The organism is Burkholderia ubonensis (genome assembly GCF_001718695.1).
GTDB lineage: Bacteria > Pseudomonadota > Gammaproteobacteria > Burkholderiales > Burkholderiaceae > Burkholderia > Burkholderia ubonensis_B.
The window spans coordinates 2,027,656-2,041,226 of record NZ_CP013420.1 but is presented as its reverse complement, the minus strand read 5'-3'; the positions used below and the strand labels follow the sequence as shown (position 1 = coordinate 2,041,226).

Annotated in this window: 14 protein-coding genes; 6 read left to right on the top strand and 8 right to left on the bottom strand. The window is 68.4% G+C overall.

The window, feature by feature from the left end; translation table 11 throughout:
- The first annotated feature begins 57 nt into the window (after positions 1-57).
- Complete coding sequence (locus WJ35_RS09325) at positions 58-1,191, top strand: methyltransferase (RefSeq protein WP_060232667.1); 1,134 nt, start codon at positions 58-60, stop codon at positions 1,189-1,191.
- A 92-nt stretch (positions 1,192-1,283) separates the two neighbouring features.
- The gene (locus tag WJ35_RS09320; RefSeq protein ID WP_059555435.1) at positions 1,284-2,162 is read left to right on the top strand and encodes a class I SAM-dependent methyltransferase; all 879 of its coding nucleotides are present in this window, start codon (positions 1,284-1,286) and stop codon (positions 2,160-2,162) included.
- A 48-nt stretch (positions 2,163-2,210) separates the two neighbouring features.
- On the opposite strand, the gene WJ35_RS09315 is transcribed toward WJ35_RS09320, so the two are convergent.
- Both WJ35_RS09315 and WJ35_RS09310 read right to left on the bottom strand, forming a co-directional pair.
- Positions 2,211-2,792 carry a DUF1415 domain-containing protein gene (locus tag WJ35_RS09315; RefSeq protein WP_060232664.1) on the bottom strand — a complete coding sequence of 194 codons (582 nt, stop codon included), beginning with the start codon at positions 2,790-2,792 and terminating at the stop codon, positions 2,211-2,213.
- Positions 2,793-2,877: 85 nt separating this feature from the next.
- Positions 2,878-3,498 (bottom strand): TetR/AcrR family transcriptional regulator, encoded by a 621-nt coding sequence (locus tag WJ35_RS09310; RefSeq protein ID WP_059931714.1) that lies wholly within the window; start codon positions 3,496-3,498, stop codon positions 2,878-2,880.
- A 220-nt stretch (positions 3,499-3,718) separates the two neighbouring features.
- On the opposite strand from WJ35_RS09310, the gene WJ35_RS09305 reads away from it, so the two are divergent.
- The 3 genes from WJ35_RS09305 to WJ35_RS09295 all read left to right on the top strand — a co-directional run bounded on the left by WJ35_RS09305 (position 3,719) and on the right by WJ35_RS09295 (position 7,285).
- A complete protein-coding gene (locus tag WJ35_RS09305; RefSeq protein WP_010092839.1) occupies positions 3,719-5,002 on the top strand; it encodes an MFS transporter in 1,284 nt (427 codons plus the stop codon).
- A gap of 146 nt (positions 5,003-5,148) precedes the next feature.
- Positions 5,149-5,754, top strand: a complete 606-nt coding sequence (locus WJ35_RS09300) for a nitroreductase family protein (protein WP_042583007.1) — start codon at positions 5,149-5,151, stop codon at positions 5,752-5,754.
- 280 nt (positions 5,755-6,034) lie between these two features.
- Entirely contained in the window at positions 6,035-7,285 is a 1,251-nt protein-coding gene (locus WJ35_RS09295; RefSeq protein WP_060232661.1) for an Hsp70 family protein, read from the top strand.
- 73 nt (positions 7,286-7,358) lie between these two features.
- On the opposite strand, the gene WJ35_RS09290 is transcribed toward WJ35_RS09295, so the two are convergent.
- Positions 7,359-7,562: a cold-shock protein gene (locus WJ35_RS09290; protein WP_006400508.1), complete on the bottom strand. Its 204-nt coding sequence runs from the start codon at positions 7,560-7,562 to the stop codon at positions 7,359-7,361.
- Between the two features lie 422 nt (positions 7,563-7,984).
- Here WJ35_RS09290 and WJ35_RS09285 point away from each other — a divergent pair, with 422 nt between their 5' ends.
- Positions 7,985-9,583 carry an APC family permease gene (locus tag WJ35_RS09285; protein WP_060232658.1) on the top strand — a complete coding sequence of 533 codons (1,599 nt, stop codon included), beginning with the start codon at positions 7,985-7,987 and terminating at the stop codon, positions 9,581-9,583.
- Between the two features lie 109 nt (positions 9,584-9,692).
- On the opposite strand, the gene WJ35_RS09280 is transcribed toward WJ35_RS09285, so the two are convergent.
- The 5 genes from WJ35_RS09280 to prfA form a co-directional block, all read right to left on the bottom strand.
- Entirely contained in the window at positions 9,693-10,484 is a 792-nt protein-coding gene (locus tag WJ35_RS09280; protein WP_060232655.1) for a DODA-type extradiol aromatic ring-opening family dioxygenase, read from the bottom strand.
- 133 nt (positions 10,485-10,617) lie between these two features.
- Positions 10,618-11,214, bottom strand: coding sequence for a UbiX family flavin prenyltransferase (locus tag WJ35_RS09275; protein WP_060232652.1), 597 nt, complete (start codon positions 11,212-11,214; stop codon positions 10,618-10,620).
- A gap of 13 nt (positions 11,215-11,227) precedes the next feature.
- Positions 11,228-11,539 carry a Grx4 family monothiol glutaredoxin gene (grxD, locus tag WJ35_RS09270; protein ID WP_010092833.1) on the bottom strand — a complete coding sequence of 104 codons (312 nt, stop codon included), beginning with the start codon at positions 11,537-11,539 and terminating at the stop codon, positions 11,228-11,230.
- Between the two features lie 77 nt (positions 11,540-11,616).
- Positions 11,617-12,459: a peptide chain release factor N(5)-glutamine methyltransferase gene (gene prmC, locus WJ35_RS09265; protein WP_060232650.1), complete on the bottom strand. Its 843-nt coding sequence runs from the start codon at positions 12,457-12,459 to the stop codon at positions 11,617-11,619.
- A gap of 10 nt (positions 12,460-12,469) precedes the next feature.
- The gene (gene prfA, locus WJ35_RS09260) at positions 12,470-13,552 is read right to left on the bottom strand and encodes a peptide chain release factor 1 (protein WP_059477809.1); all 1,083 of its coding nucleotides are present in this window, start codon (positions 13,550-13,552) and stop codon (positions 12,470-12,472) included.
- Between the last annotated feature and the right edge of the window lie 19 nt (positions 13,553-13,571).

Sequence of the window (13,571 nt, the reverse complement as noted above, 5' to 3'; positions counted from 1 at the left end):
GTCGTCCGCGCGGTGCGTCTGCACCGCCTGTCTGAAGCCAACCGTAGCCGAGCTCGCGTGACCGATTTTCCCGTTTTCCACTGGACCGACGCCGCCGGCGTCGATCATGCCGTGCGCTGGCGCTCCGAAGCCGGCGTGGCGGCGCCCAAGCGCGCGGTGCCGGCCGACGACCGCATCAACGCCGACGCCGCCTACCGCCTCGCATGCGAGGGCACCGCGCTCGTCTGGCAGGGCGACTTCCAGAATGCGCGCCAGCTCGTGCAGGCGATGGCGCGCCGCGTCGACCGCAAGCCGAAGAAGGCGAAGGCCGCGGCCGGCGTCGACGCGTTCAACCTGCATCGCCTCGCGCAGTCGCAGCGCGCCCGCACGCTCGGGATGCTGCTGATTCCGCTCGACGCCGACTACACGATCCCGCTGCGCCGCGCGCCCGACGTGCGCGCGGCGTGCGAGGAAGCGTACGGCCCCGGCGGCGCGCCGTCGGTCGTGTCGCTGCGCGAGCTGCTCGGCCTCGTCGGCGCGCATGAATGGCGCAAGAAGGGCGTGCCGATTCCGGCGCTCGGCGGCGCGGCGATCCACCCGCACTACGGCGTGTTTTCGCCGGTGCGCGGCGAATACGTCGAGCTCGTCGCGCGCGCGCCGCTGCCGGCCGACACGCTGGCGTTCGACATCGGCACCGGCACCGGCGTGCTGGCCGCGGTGCTCGCCGCGCGCGGCGTCAAGCGCGTCGTCGCGACCGACCAGGACTCGCGGGCGCTCGCGTGCGCGCGCGAGAACGTCGAGCGGCTCGGCTGCGCGGCGCAGGTCGACGTCGTCGAGGCCGACCTGTTTCCGGCCGGCCGCGCGCCGCTCGTGGTCTGCAACCCGCCGTGGGTGCCGGCCCGGCCGAGCGCGCCGATCGAATATGCGGTCTACGATCCGGACAGCCGCATGCTGCGCGGCTTCCTCGCCGGGCTCGCCGCGCATCTGGAGCCGGGCGGCGAGGGCTGGCTGATCCTGTCCGATTTCGCCGAGCATCTCGGGCTGCGGCCGCGCGACACGCTGCTGCAGTGGATCGACGCAGCCGGCCTCGTCGTGCTCGGCCGCGACGACATCCGTCCCGCGCATCCGAAGGCGGCCGACGCCGACGATCCGCTCTACGCGGCGCGCCGCGCCGAGGTGACGTCGCTGTGGCGGCTCGGCGCGCGGAGCTGAGCGCGCGTTTTCGGTAAACTGTCGCCATTCCTCACGTTTTTTCGCCGTCGGGCCGCGGGCATCGTTCGCACGCGGCCCGGCGCCGCTTCCCGATGTCGAACAAGACCCACGAAATTCGTCCGGAGCAGTCCGTCGAGCTGCTGAAGGAACTGCACATCCTGACCCGCGACGGCAAGCTGAACCAGGACAGCCGCCGCAAGCTGAAGCAGGTCTATCACCTGTTCCAGTTCATCGAGCCGCTGCTCGCCGGCGTGCAGGCCGACCGGGGCGCCGTGACGCTCGTCGACCACGGCGCGGGCAAGTCGTATCTCGGCTTCATCCTGTACGACCTGTTCTTCAAGCAGCAGCCGGGGCACGGCACGCCGGCGTTCGCGTCGCACATCTACGGGATCGAGACGCGCGAGGAACTGGTCGCGCGCTCGACCGAGCTCGCCGCGCGGCTGGGGTTCGGCGGGATGTCGTTCCTGAACCTGTCGGTCGCCGATTCGATCACGTCGCCGAAGCTGCCCGAGACGGTCGACGTCGTCACCGCGCTGCACGCGTGCGACACGGCGACCGACGACGCGATCCGCTTCGCGCTCGCGAAGCGCGCGCGGCACATCGTGCTGGTGCCGTGCTGCCAGGCGGAAATCGCGGGCGTGCTGCGCCGGAACAAGGGCAAGTCGCTCGCGAGCGCGCTGACCGAGGTGTGGCGGCATCCGCTGCACACGCGCGAATTCGGCAGCCAGATCACCAACGTGCTGCGCTGCCTGCAGCTCGAAGCGCACGGCTACCAGGTCAGCGTGACCGAGCTGGTCGGCTGGGAGCATTCGATGAAGAACGAGCTGATCATCGCGCAGTACAAGAACCTGCCGCGCCGGCGGCCGAGCGAGCGGCTGAACGAGATTCTCGACATGTTCGGGCTGGCGGAGCTGCGCGAGCGGTTCTTCGTGCCGCAGGGCGGCGAGGAAACGGCGCCGGCCGCACACTGAGTCGCTGAGTCGCGTTCGGCCGGGGCGCGGCGGTGACGCGACGCCCGCTCACACGTCGTCGCCGGGGCGGCTCATCCAGTCGCGCCAGCCGTCGTGGCCGAGGCGGCGCAGGGTTTCCTGGTTCTTTTCGTAGATCGCGGACGCGTCCGGGAACGCGTCGGCCGCGCGCGCGATGCTGTCCTCGCGCAGCAGGTGCAGGATCGGATACGGCGCGCGGTTCGTATAGTTCTCGATGTCGTCCGGCTCCGTGCCGTCGAACTGGTAGCGCGGATGGAAGCTCGCGATCTGCAGCACGCCGTCGAGCTTCAGTTGCCGGACGAGCCGGTCGGCGAAGAACAGCGCATCGTTGTAGTCGAGGAATTCCGCGAACGCATGCGGGTAGATCACGAGCGTCGTGTCGACCTGCCGCGGGTCGGCGGCGTCGAGCCGCAGCAGCTCGGTCTCGAGATCGGCGAGCGCGTCCTCGAGCGTCGTGGCTTCGCTGATCGCATAGCGCACCTGATCCTTCACGTACACGCTCTTCGCGAACGGGCACAGATTGAGCCCGATCACCGCGCGCGCGAGCCAGTGCCGGGTGGCGGCGAGGATGTCGTCGTGCGCGTCGTGTGAATCGGAGCGGGCGTCGGTCATGGCGGTGCGGGGTGGGGGCGGCGGGAGTCGCATTGTAGCGGGCGGCCGCGCGGCCTGGCATGCCGCGCGGCCCGTTCGCCGTTGATCACGCGCAAGCGGCCTCGATCAGCTGCGTGACGAGCTCGGGCGCGATGCCGATCGGCGTGGCGCCGTGCCGATACGTCTGGCTTGCCGCATAGATCCCCTCGATCACGAGCGCGAGCGAATCGGCGAGCTTCGCCGGCGCGCGCGCGCCGGCGCTTTCGCACAGCGCCACGAGCCGCGCCATCAGCTGTTCCTTGTTCTGCGCGACGCGTTCGCGCGCCGGATGCGACGCGTCCGGGAATTCCGCCGCGACGTTCACGAACGGGCAGCCGCGGTAGTCCTTCTGCGACGCGCGCTCGGCGAGATCGACGAAATACTGGACCAGCTGCGCCTTCGGCTGGCCGGGATGCTTCGCGACGCTCGCGTCGAAGCGCTCGAAAAAGCACGCATCCATCCGCTCCAGGTACGCGAGCACCAGCTCGTCCTTCGACGAGAACTGGCGGTACAGGCTCATCTTGTTGACGCCCGCGCGTTCCACGACGGCCTCGATGCCGACCGCGCGCACCCCTTCCTTGTAAAACAGCTCCTCGGCGGCGCGCAGCAGATGCTCCTGCGCGGCAGCGCCCGGGATCGCCTGTCGCGCGCGTCGCGACGCGGGCTTGGCGGCCTCGATGTCGGACATGTTGCCCTCGATGTCGAAATTGAATGCTTGACATGTTACCGACTGGTAACTACGATCGCAACACACTTGTGACCGATCGGTAACAATGCGATCGGATCGATGACAACTGCCAGACGTCGGCCCGGGCCGGCCGACGTGACGTGCGGCGGAGGTGGCCCGTTTTGCGTGGGACCGGATCGAGCGCTGAAGTGCTGACGCCGGTCATCGGGAGAAATCGGACATGAACTGGGCAGCAAGACGAATCGGCGGGCGTTTCCACTACGGATGGCTCGCGGCGGCGGTGGTATTCCTGATCCTGCTGGCGGCGGCCGGCACGCGCGCGACGCCGAGCGTGCTGATGGTCCCGCTCGAACGGGAACTCGGCTGGAGTCGCGCGGCAATTTCGCTGGCGATTTCGGTGAACATCGCGCTGTACGGGCTGACCGGCCCGTTCGCGGCGGCGGCGATGCAGCGCTTCGGGCTGCGGCCGACGATCCTTGCCGCGCTCGCGACGATGAGCGCGGGCGTCGCGCTGTCGTCGATGATGACGCAGAGCTGGCAGATGGTGCTGATCTGGGGCCTGATGGTTGGCAGCTCGACGGGCGTCGTCGCGCTGACGCTGTCGGCGACCTTCGTCACGCGCTGGTTCCACGCGCGGCGCGGCCTCGTGATGGGGGTGCTGACCGCGAGCACGGCGACCGGCCAGCTCGTGTTCCTGCCGATGCTCGCGGCGATCGCGCAGCATCACGGCTGGCGGCCGGTCGTGCTGGTCGTCGCAGTCGCGGCGGCGATCGTGATTCCGCTGGTCGCGTTCCTGCTGCCCGAGCGCCCGGCCGACGTGCGGCTGCGTCCGTACGGCGAGCCGGCCGATGCGCCGCCGGCCGCCGAGGCGACGAAGGAGAACCCGCTCGCCGTCGCGTTCCGCACGCTGCTGACCGCGAGCCGCTCGCGCGACTTCTGGCTGCTGTTCTTCAGCTTCTTCATCTGCGGCGCGAGCACCAACGGCTACGTCGGCACCCACCTGATCGCGATGTGCGGCGACTACGGGATGAGCGAAGTGCAGGGCGCGTCGCTGCTCGCCGCGATGGGCGTGTTCGACCTGTTCGGCACGACGCTGTCGGGCTGGCTGTCGGACCGTTATGACAACCGCGTGCTGCTGTTCTGGTACTACGGGCTGCGCGGGCTGTCGCTGATCTACCTGCCGCATGCGTTCGGCATCGACTTCTTCGGGCTGCCGCTGTTCGCGATGTTCTACGGGCTCGACTGGATCGCGACGGTGCCGCCGACCGTGCGGCTCGCGACCGACGTGTTCGGCAAGGCGGCCGCGCCGGTCGTGTTCGGCTGGATCGTCGCCGGCCACCAGCTCGGCGCGGCGTTCGCGGCGCTCGGCGCGGGGATGCTGCGCGCGAGCCTCGGCACCTATACGGTCGCGTCGATGATCTCGGGCGGGCTGTGCATCGTCGGCGCGCTGATCGTGCTGCGCATCAACCGCGGCGCGGCGCGCGCGGCGGCGCAACCGGTCTGACGCCGGCCCCGGCCGATGCGTCCGGGGCCAACGCAGGTTTGGCGATTTGCATTGATCGGCAGCGGCGGGCGCGCCGGCGCGCAACCGGTTATGCTTGCGGTTCGCCGGGCGTTCGCGCCCTTTCATCGATATCAGCGAGGATCCGCATGTCGGTCAAACCTGCTCCTACTACCGTTTCGATTCACGAACTGATCGCGGGCCGCTGGAGCCCGCGCGCCTATTCGAACGCGCCGGTCAGCGCCGAGCACCTGCACGCGGTGCTGGAGGCGGCGCGCTGGGCGCCGTCGGCCTATAACGCGCAGCCGTGGCGCTTCATCGTGTTCGATCGCACGCGCGACGAGGTCGCGTTCAAGCGCGCGTTCGCGACGCTGGTGCCGTTCAACCAGGGCTGGAATGCGCCGGCGCCGGTGCTGATCGCGGTGACCGCGCATACGCTCACGCAGAAGGGCGAGCCTGCGCCGACCGCGCTGTACGACGCGGGCGCGGCCGCGCTGTCGCTGGTGCTGCAGGCGCATGCGCTGGGGCTCGCGGCGCACCAGATGAGCGGCTTCGACGCCAATGCGTTCCGCGACGCGTTCGCGATTCCCGAGGATGTCGCGATCCCGGCGCTGATCTCGATCGGCCACTATGGCGACGCCGACAAGCTCGATCCGGTGCTGCGCGATCGCGAGAAGGCGCCGCGCACGCGCCATCCGATCGGCGACGTGGTGTACGCGGGCGCGTGGAAGAAGGCCTTCGAGACGGCGGCCTGAGCCGCCGAGCGCGGCTCGGTGCGCGGGCGAGCCGCGCGTCGGCCGCGCGCCGGTGTGGCGAGCGCGTGACGGCGCTGACGGTGCGAACAGCCCGGCCAACGCGCCGCCGCCGCCCGCACCACCAATCCGGTGCGCCGACCACGGTCACAACCGACACACCGATTCGTCTGATCGAACCGCGGCGCGATACCGATGCCCGTCCCGGTTGTGATCCCGCGGGCTTCATGTTAAAAAGCCCGTCCTTTCCGTTTTCGCGCCGGCCATGCGGCGGCACCTTCCCATGACTTACTGCGCGATCGACTTCGGCACGTCCAATTCCGCTGTGGCGCTGCCCGACGGCGACGGCATGCGGCTCGCGCCCGTCGAGGGCGACTACCTGACGCTGCCGACCGCCATTTTCTTCAACAACGACGAGGAGACGGTCGAATACGGCCGCGCGGCGCTCGCGTCCTATATCGACGGCTTCGACGGGCGATTGATGCGCTCGATGAAGAGCATCCTCGGTTCACCGCTCGCGGAGGCGACGACCGATCTCGGCGACGGCTCCGCGATCGCGTACACGGAGATCATCGCGCGCTTCCTCACGCACCTGAAGCGCAAGGCGGAAGCCCGCTCGGGCGCGCCGATCGGCCGCGCGGTGCTCGGCCGGCCGGTGTTCTTCGTCGACGACGATCCGCGCGCCGACCGTCTCGCGCAGGACCAGCTCGAAGCGGCCGCGCGCGCGGTCGGCTTTGCCGACGTGCATTTCCAGTACGAGCCGATCGCCGCCGCGTTCGACTACGAGTCGCGCCAGCGCGACGAGCGGCTCGTGCTCGTCGCCGACATCGGCGGCGGCACGTCCGACTTCTCGCTGGTGCGGGTCGGCCCGCAGCGGATGGCGCGCCTCGAGCGCAAGGACGACGTGCTCGCGCACCACGGCGTGCACGTCGCCGGCACCGACTACGACCGCCGCGTCGAGCTGTCCGCGATCCTGCCGGCGTTCGGCTACCGCGCGCTCGACCCGGAAGGGCGCGAGCTGCCGAACCGGACCTATTTCGATCTCGCGACCTGGCACCTGATCAACACGGTCTATACGCCGAAGCGGCTCGGCGAGCTGAAGCTGATGAAGCACCTGTACGTCGACGCGCGGCACTTCGAGCGGCTCGCGCGGGTGGTCGAGCTGCGGCTCGGCCATGCGCTGATGGCGCGTGCGGAAGAAGCGAAGATCGGCGTCGCGGCGGGCGGGGAGACGATGATCGACCTGAACGACGTCGAGGAGGACTTGCAGATCGCGTTCGACGCGGACCGGCTGGTCGACGCGAGCCGCGACGACACCGCGCGGATCGTCGATGCCGCGCGCGAGACCGTGCGGCTCGCCGGCGTGGCGCCGCGCGACGTCGGCGCGCTGTACTTCACGGGCGGCTCGACCGGGCTGGCGTTCCTGTCGGGTGCGCTCGCGGCGGCGTTCGCGGACGCGCAGCCGGTGTTCGGCGACCGGCTGGCCAGCGTGGCGACCGGTCTCGGCATCCATGCGCAGCGGCTGTTCGGCTGAGCGACACGGCGACGAAACAAAAAAGCCCCGCCGAAGCGGGGCTTTTTCTTTCAGACGAAATCTCGCGCTGAACTTACAGCGGGCGGATGTTCGCAGCTTGCAGACCCTTCGGGCCCGTCTTCACTTCGAATTCGACCTTCTGGTTTTCTTGCAGCGTCTTGAAGCCTTCGACGCGGATTTCCGAGAAGTGCGCGAACAGATCGTCGCCGCCGCCTTCCGGGGTGATGAAGCCGAAGCCCTTAGCGTCATTGAACCACTTGACGGTACCGGTTGCCATGTTACTTGTTCCTAAAAAGATAAAACGGGGCCGAAGCCCATTGGGCGCGGAAATTCAAGGAAGGGGTAATGGGACCAACCGGAGTACCGTTGATGGGCGAACTACGAAAGAACCAATTCACTCGCCGCTTGAAATCCTGCGTGGGTCTTTATACGGCTAATTCGCGTCGCGGTCAACCGGATTTCCATGTACTCAGGGTTATTACGAATTTCGAGCTTACAAACATTGCAGATTTCACGGATTTTTTGTAGGGGATGATCGATTTTGGCGCCAATGTCCAGGTGCAACCGTTAAACTACGCGCCGCGTGGACCCGGGTTGCTCCGATCGAGTGATCCGTCCCCCCAAGAATGCGTGCGCGGTGCAGTTCGAGTCGATCCCGGGCTGCGGGCCGACCATGCTTTTTGAGACATAGGAGAGGATGTGAAGAGTTCTATTCAACGGAACATCGGCCCGTTTGCATTGATGCTGACGGGGCTGGGTTCGATTATCGGCTCGGGCTGGCTGTTCGGCGCCTGGAAAGCCGCGAAGATCGCCGGTCCGGCAGCGATCTGCGCATGGATCATCGGCGCGGTCGTGATTCTCGCGATTGCGCTTACGTACGCCGAACTGGGCGCGATGTTCCCCGAGTCGGGCGGCATGGTGCGCTACGCGCGCTACTCGCACGGGTCGCTGGTGGGCTTCATCAGCGCATGGGCGAACTGGATCGCGATCGTGTCGGTGATCCCGATCGAGGCCGAGGCATCGATCCAGTACATGAGCACCTGGCCGTATGACTGGGCGCACAGCCTGTTCGTGAACGGCGAGCTGACGACACCGGGCCTGCTGCTGTCGGCCGTGCTCGTCGTCATCTACTTCCTGCTGAACTACTGGGGCGTGAAGGCATTCGCGCGGGCCAACACCGCGATCACGATCTTCAAGTTCCTGATTCCCGGCCTGACGATCGCCGGCCTGATGCTGTCGAGCTTCCACGCGGACAACCTGGGCACCACGTCGAACGAGGCGTTCGCGCCGTACGGCTGGTCGGCAGTGCTGACCGCGGTCGCGACGAGCGGCATCGTGTTCGCGTTCAACGGCTTCCAGAGCCCGGTGAACCTCGCGGGCGAAGCGCGCAACCCGTCGCGCAGCGTGCCGTTCGCGGTGATCTCGTCGATCCTGATTGCGCTCGTGATCTACGTGCTGCTGCAGGTTGCTTACATCGGCTCGGTGAACCCGGCCGACGTCGCGAAGGGCTGGGCGCACTTCAACTTCTCGTCGCCGTTCGCGGAACTCGCGATCGCGCTGAACCTGAACTGGCTCGCGATCCTGCTGTACGTCGACGCGTTCGTCAGCCCGAGCGGCACCGGCACGACCTACATGGCGACGACCACCCGCATGATCTACGCGATGGAGCGCAACAACACGATGCCGAAGATGTTCGGCAACGTGCACCCGCTCTACGGCGTGCCGCGCCAGGCGATGTGGTTCAACCTGCTGGTCTCGTTCATCTTCCTGTTCTTCTTCCGCGGCTGGAGCTCGCTCGCGGCAGTGATCTCGGTCGCGACGGTGATCTCGTACCTGACCGGCCCGATCAGCCTGATGGCGCTGCGCCGCGCGGCGACCGACGTCGAGCGTCCGCTGTCGATCCCGCTGATGAAGCTGATCGCGCCGTTCGCGTTCGTCTGCGCGTCGCTGATCCTGTACTGGGCGAAGTGGCCGCTGACCGGCGAAATCATCCTGCTGATGATCGTCGCGCTGCCGGTGTACTTCTACTTCCAGGCCAAGGCGGGCTGGAGCGGCTGGGGCCGCGACCTGAAGGCCGCATGGTGGCTCGTCGCCTACCTGCCGACGATGGCCGTGCTGTCGCTGATCGGCAGCAAGGAGTTCGGCGGTCATGGCCTGCTGCCGTACGGCTGGGACATGATCATCGTCGCGGCGATCTCGCTGGTGTTCTACTTCTGGGGCGTGAACACGGGCTACCGCACCGAGTATCTCGACGAGCGCGAAACGCGCGACGAGATCCTCGAAGGGGTCGGCGCCTGACGCATGCCGGCCTGCCGCCGGGATCGGCGGCGGCAGGAATCGGTGCAAGCATGGAAAAAAGCCCGTTCGAGCCTGGCTCGAACGGGCTTTTTGCTTGGGCGGGCGCCGGTCAGTCGTTCGCGCCGGCGAACACGTAGTTCGTCATCGCCAGCACGCGCTGGTAGGTGCCGAGCGACTGGATGCCGAGCCGGTAATCGTCGTCCGCCGCGCCGAGCGCCGCGAACACCGGCAGCAGGTGCTCGTCGGTCGGATGCATCAGCACCGCGTGCGGCGCCTGGCGGCGATAGTCGAGCAGCGCGTCGAGGTCGCGCGCGGCAAGCCTCGCCTCGAACCAGTCGGTGAACTCGGCGACGCGCGGGTCGGCATCCGCGGGCGCCGCGCCGAAATCCGCCGCGCGCAGGTTGTGCGTGATCTGCCCGGAGCCGATCACCATCACGCCTTCGTCGCGCAGCGGCCGCAGCGCGCGGCCGAGCGCGAAGTGATGCGCGGCATCCGCGCGCGGCTGGATCGACAGCTGCGCGACCGGCACGTCGGCGTTCGGGAACATCAGCAGCATCGGCACCCATGCGCCGTGATCGAGCCCGTGCTCGACCGTTTGGGTCGCGATGCCGGCCGCGTTCAGCAGGCCGGCCGCGCGCTCTGCGACGTCCGGCGCACCCGGCGCCGGATACTGGATCTCGTACAGCGCGCGCGGAAAGCCGTAGAAGTCGTGGATCGTTTCCGGCTGCCGCGCGATGCTCGCGACCGGCTGCTGCGTGCCCCAGTGCGCGGACAGCATCAGCACCGCGCGCGGGCGCGGCAGCTCGGCGCCGAGGCGCGTGAACGCGCCGGACGGCAACGTCGGATCGATCGGCAGCGTCGGCGCGCCGTGGGACAGGTAGAGCGAAGGCAAGCGGTTCATGGTGGTGGCCCTGCGATGAGGTTGCCTGTCACTATAGGCTCACACCAATCGTTGATAAATTCGCATCCGCGAATTTGATTCGATCTCGTTCATTGATAATCGGCGAGCCTTGCGGGCCATGAAACGCGCGCCGTTACTGCGCGGGCCGGATGCCTTCCCAGGGTGTCGTCAGCGGCGCGCTGAGCGCGAACAGGTCGAGCACGCGTGCGACCGTCTGGTCGACGAGCTCCTCGATCGTGTTCGGCATCGCGTAGAAGGCCGGCAGCGGCGGGAAGACGATGCCGCCCATCTCGGTGACGGCGGTCATGTTGCGCAGATGCGCGAGGTTGAACGGCGTCTCGCGCACCATCAGCACGAGGCGGCGGCGTTCTTTCAGCGTGACGTCGGCGGCGCGGGTGATCAGGTTGTCCGACAGCCCGTGCGCGACGCTCGCGAGCGTCTTCATCGAGCACGGCGCGATCACCATGCCGTCGGTCGCGAACGAGCCGGACGCGATCGTCGCGCCGACGTCGCGCACCGCATGCACGACGTCCGCGCGGCGCTCGACGTCGGCCTTCGACAGCTTCAGTTCGTGCTGGATGTTCAGCCAGCCGGCGCTCGAAATCAGCAGATGCGTTTCGACGCCGCCGGCGGCGCGCAGCATGTCGAGCAGCCGCACGCCGTAGATCGCGCCGGTGGCGCCGGTGATCGCGACGATCAGGCGGCGCGGCGGCGCGCTGCGGGGTTCCATCGGGGGACGGGGATTACGCGGCGGCGAACAGCTGCTGCAGCTCGCCCGACTGGTACATCTCCATCATGATGTCCGATCCGCCGACGAACTCGCCCTTCACGTACAGCTGCGGGATGGTCGGCCAGTTCGAGAATTCCTTGATGCCCTGGCGGATTTCTTCATCTTCGAGGACGTTGACCGTCTTGAACTGGTCGACGCCGCAGGCCTTCAGCACCTGGACTGCGCGGCCCGAGAAGCCGCACATCGGGAATTGCGCGGTGCCCTTCATGAAGAGCACGACCTGGTTTTCGTCGACGATTTGCTTGATACGTTGTTGGGTGTCCATGACTGACCTTGCGTTAGCGGGGCGTTAGAAGGAAATGATAGCGGATTTCAACCGGGCGGGCCGGGCCTGGGCACGCATCAGCCGGGCCGCCGGCCGCCCGTCGTGCGCTCGATCGCGGCGAGATCGGCGAGCGATTCGACCGCGACGAAGCCATGCGCGGCAAGCAGCGCGCGCACCGCTTCGGCCTGATCGTAGCCGTGCTCGATCCACAGCGTGCCGCCCGGCTTCAGGCGCGCGCCGGCGCCGGCGACGATCGCGCGGATCGCGGTGAGGCCGTCCGCGTCGTCGGTGAGCGCGCCGCGCGGCTCGAAGCGCAGGTCGCCCTGCGACAGGTGCGGGTCGTGCTGCGCGATGTACGGCGGGTTGCTGACGATCGCGTCGAACGCGAGCGCCGGATCGAGCGCCGCGTACCAGTCGCTTTGCAGCCAATGCAGCGGCCCGCCGGGGCGGTGCGCGTCGAGCAGCTTGTCCGCGTTGCGCCGCGCGACGGCGAGCGCTTCGCCCGAGCGGTCGAGCGCCCACACGCGCGCATCGGGCCGCTCGGCCGCGATCGACACCGCGATCGCGCCGCTGCCGGTGCCGAGATCGAGCACGGCCGGATGCGGGATCCCGTCGATCGCGTCGAGCGCCGCTTCGACGAGCAATTCGGTTTCCGGGCGCGGAATCAGCACGTCGGGCGTGACGTCGAACGGCCGCCCGAAGAATTCGCGCATGCCGACCAGCTGCGCGACCGGCTCGCCGGCGGCGCGGCGCGCCTCGAGCGCCAGATAGCGTTCGACGGCGGCCGCGTCGAGCGGCTCGTCGCCGCGCGTGATCAGCTGCGTGCGCGTCCAGCCGAGCGCGTAGGCGAGCAGCACGCGCGCGTCGACCGGGTCGAGCGGCGACGCGCGCAGCAGGTCGAGGGCGGTCGTGGCGCACATCTCGAGGGCCTCAGTCGGCGTCGCCGAGCGACGCGAGCTGCTCGGCCTGGTGCTCGCTGACGAGCGCGGCGATCAGCTCGTCGAGGTCGCCGTCCATGATCGCTTCGAGCCTGTAGAGCGTCAGGTTGATCCGGTGATCGGTCATCCGGCCCTGCGGGAAGTTGTACGTGCGGATCCGTTCGGAGCGGTCGCCGGAGCCGATCAGGCTCTTGCGCGTCGCGGCTTCCTTCGCGTGCTGCTCGTGATACTGCTTGTCCTTGATCCGCGCGGCCAACACCTTCAGCGCACGATCCTTGTTCTTGTGCTGCGAACGGTCGTCCTGGCACTCGACGACGATGCCGGTCGGCAGGTGCGTGACGCGCACCGCCGAGTCGGTCTTGTTGATGTGCTGGCCGCCCGCGCCGGACGCGCGGAACGTGTCGATCCGCAGGTCGGCCGGATTGATCTCGACCTCGCCGATCTCGTCGGCTTCCGGCATCACCGCGACCGTGCACGCGGACGTGTGGATGCGCCCCTGCGTCTCGGTCGCCGGCACGCGCTGCACGCGATGGCCGCCCGATTCGAACTTCAGGCGCGAGTACGCGCCCTGGCCCGCGATCCGCACGATCACTTCCTTGTAGCCGCCGAGGTCCGACGCGCTCTCCGACATCATCTCGACCTGCCAGCGCTGGCGCTCCGCGAAGCGCAGGTACATGCGCAGCAGGTCCCCCGCGAACAGCGCAGACTCGTCGCCGCCGGTGCCCGCGCGGATTTCGAGGAAGATGTTGCGGTCGTCGTTCGGGTCCTTCGGCAGCAGCATCTTCTGCAGCTCGACTTCGAGCCGGACCATCCGGTCGCGCGCGCTGCGGATCTCGTCCTCGGCGAAGTCGCGCATCGACGCATCGCCGAGCAGCTCCTGCGCCGCCGCTTCGTCGCTGAGCGACTGGCGCCACAGCGCGTATTGCCCGACGACGGGGTCGAGCTCCGCGTGCTCGCGGGTCAGCTTGCGGTACTGGTCGAGATCGGCCGTGACGTTCTCGCGGCTCAGCAGGTCGTTCAGTTCGGCCAGCCGTGTGGAAAGCTGGTCGAGCTTGCGTTGCATGCTCGTCTTCATGATGTGGAGCGGCGCTCCC

What these genes read in the sequence shown, in the direction of transcription:
- WJ35_RS09320 (WP_059555435.1), top strand. Translation starts at nt 1,284, where the DNA reads ATGTCGAACAAGACCCACGAAATTCGTCCGGAGCAGTCCGTCGAGCTG.
- WJ35_RS09315 (WP_060232664.1), bottom strand. Translation starts at nt 2,792, where the DNA reads ATGACCGACGCCCGCTCCGATTCACACGACGCGCACGACGACATCCTC.
- WJ35_RS09310 (WP_059931714.1), bottom strand. Translation starts at nt 3,498, where the DNA reads ATGTCCGACATCGAGGCCGCCAAGCCCGCGTCGCGACGCGCGCGACAG.
- WJ35_RS09305 (WP_010092839.1), top strand. Translation starts at nt 3,719, where the DNA reads ATGAACTGGGCAGCAAGACGAATCGGCGGGCGTTTCCACTACGGATGG.
- WJ35_RS09300 (WP_042583007.1), top strand. Translation starts at nt 5,149, where the DNA reads ATGTCGGTCAAACCTGCTCCTACTACCGTTTCGATTCACGAACTGATC.
- WJ35_RS09295 (WP_060232661.1), top strand. Translation starts at nt 6,035, where the DNA reads ATGACTTACTGCGCGATCGACTTCGGCACGTCCAATTCCGCTGTGGCG.
- WJ35_RS09290 (WP_006400508.1), bottom strand. Translation starts at nt 7,562, where the DNA reads ATGGCAACCGGTACCGTCAAGTGGTTCAATGACGCTAAGGGCTTCGGC.
- WJ35_RS09280 (WP_060232655.1), bottom strand. Translation starts at nt 10,484, where the DNA reads ATGAACCGCTTGCCTTCGCTCTACCTGTCCCACGGCGCGCCGACGCTG.
- WJ35_RS09275 (WP_060232652.1), bottom strand. Translation starts at nt 11,214, where the DNA reads ATGGAACCCCGCAGCGCGCCGCCGCGCCGCCTGATCGTCGCGATCACC.
- grxD (WP_010092833.1), bottom strand. Translation starts at nt 11,539, where the DNA reads ATGGACACCCAACAACGTATCAAGCAAATCGTCGACGAAAACCAGGTC.
- prmC (WP_060232650.1), bottom strand. Translation starts at nt 12,459, where the DNA reads ATGTGCGCCACGACCGCCCTCGACCTGCTGCGCGCGTCGCCGCTCGAC.
- prfA (WP_059477809.1), bottom strand. Translation starts at nt 13,552, where the DNA reads ATGAAGACGAGCATGCAACGCAAGCTCGACCAGCTTTCCACACGGCTG.